Annotated in this window: 1 protein-coding gene; it reads left to right on the top strand. The window is 46.8% G+C overall.

The features are described 5' to 3' along the window. Nucleotides 1-447 precede the first annotated feature (447 nt). Nucleotides 448-1,773, top strand: coding sequence for a group II intron reverse transcriptase/maturase (gene ltrA, locus AB4209_RS20230; protein ID WP_372057112.1), 1,326 nt, complete (start codon nt 448-450; stop codon nt 1,771-1,773). Nucleotides 1,774-1,852 lie beyond the last annotated feature (79 nt).

Here is a 1,852-nt window from a genome sequence, read left to right as displayed (position 1 = left end):
GACTTAAGGCATAAGCTCAGGAAGAGATGGTGGTAGGCCCACCGAAGTCTGCTGTCGGAAGCTGGCTTCAAACCACTCCAAGTGGCTGTAGTTAAGAGCTATGGTCATGAGCGTTGGAGTCAAAGTGCGAACGAAAGTTCGGCAGGTACGATATAGAGAGACGAGTTAACCCGAACCCATGTGGACGCGTCGTAATCCAGAGATTGACATCAAAACCAAGGGCGTTTCTATCTCTTGGGATAAGTCTATGAGTAAACTCCGAATGCTGCATAGACGGTGTCCGGCGTATAGTGGGCGTGAATCTATATCAGGCTCTTTTTGGGAACTGCGGGAACCAGTCGTTGTGATGCCTAAGGAAGACATACAAGCCACTGAATTGGCGAGTATTAGAGTACCGATGCACAGCACTGGGACGGAGCTATCTGTAGTAGTGAGGAAACAGCTGTAATGGTTGTGGAGCGAAGGGGTAGCGTTAGGCCGTCGTTAAGTTCTGCCCAACTGACAATAAGTCAGGAGGAGGCAGAGGTTAAGACAAAACAATTCAACATTTCAAAATGGCAAGTAGTCAACGCATACAAGTTGGTGAAAGCAAATGCAGGCGCGGCAGGGGTTGATAATGAAACACTGGCCGAATTTGACAGGAACTTAAAAGGAAATCTCTATAAAATTTGGAACCGATTGGCATCGGGAACCTACTTCCCTCCGCCAGTACTGGCTGTAGCCATTCCAAAGAAAGCCGGAGGCGAGAGGATACTTGGTATACCAACCGTCAGTGACCGCATCGCACAGATGGTGGTCAAACTGACATTTGAACCCCAAGTAGAACCGCACTTCTTGCCAGATTCGTATGGATACAGACCAAAGAAATCGGCTCTAGATGCTATAGGTGTAACTCGAAGACGGTGTTGGGACTATGACTGGTGCCTTGAGTTCGATATTAGGGCATTGTTTGATAAAATACCGCACGACCTACTGATGAAAGCAGTCGATAAACACTGCACAGAAAAGTGGGTAAGGTTATATATCAAACGTTGGTTAACAGCACCGATGAAAATGCCAGATGGAGAGTTGAAAGCAAGGGATATGGGAACACCTCAAGGAGGGGTAATCAGTCCTGTTCTCGCCAATCTCTTTTTACATTATGTCTTCGATAAATGGTTACACAAGCATTACCGCGGTATACCTTGGTGTCGATATGCGGATGATGGGCTGGTTCATTGCAAAAGCAAAGAAGAAGCCGAACACTTGCTAGAGGTACTGAGAGAGCGCTTTGCTGAGTGTGGTCTAGAGTTGCATCCAGAAAAGACCAAAATAGTTTACTGCAAAGACGGAAGCCGAAAAGGCAACCATGAACACACAAGCTTCGACTTTCTTGGATATACATTCAGGCGTCGATTAGTGAAGAATACCAAGCGAAACAGTATGTTTGTAAGCTTCACGCCAGCGGTGAGTAAGGTTGCTTTGAAAGCGATGAGGCGGAGAATTAAAACGCTGAAGGTACGAAGCCGAACAGATCTCAACATCGCACAGATATCAGGTTGGTTAAATCCAATGATAAATGGCTGGATTGGGTACTATGGTAAGTACTATCGGTCGTCGCTATACCCAGTGTTTAGACACATCAACAAAGCTCTGATTAGGTGGGCGAGACGCAAATACAAAAAACTTCGTCGCCATAAGACTCGAGCAACGCTGTTCTTGGAAAGGATAGCTAAGCAGAATCCGTGGTTGTTTGCCCATTGGAGGCATGGAATGAGAGGATCGTTTGCCTAATGGAAGCGGTATGAACTGAGAGGTTCACGTACCGTTTTGCGAGAGGCTGCAGGGGGAGTTCCTGCGGTCTACTCACCAT

Origin of the sequence: Vibrio sp. 10N.286.48.C11 (assembly GCF_041469805.1) — a bacterium.
Lineage (GTDB): Bacteria > Pseudomonadota > Gammaproteobacteria > Enterobacterales > Vibrionaceae > Vibrio > Vibrio crassostreae_C.
This window is presented reverse-complemented; position numbering and strand designations above follow the sequence as displayed.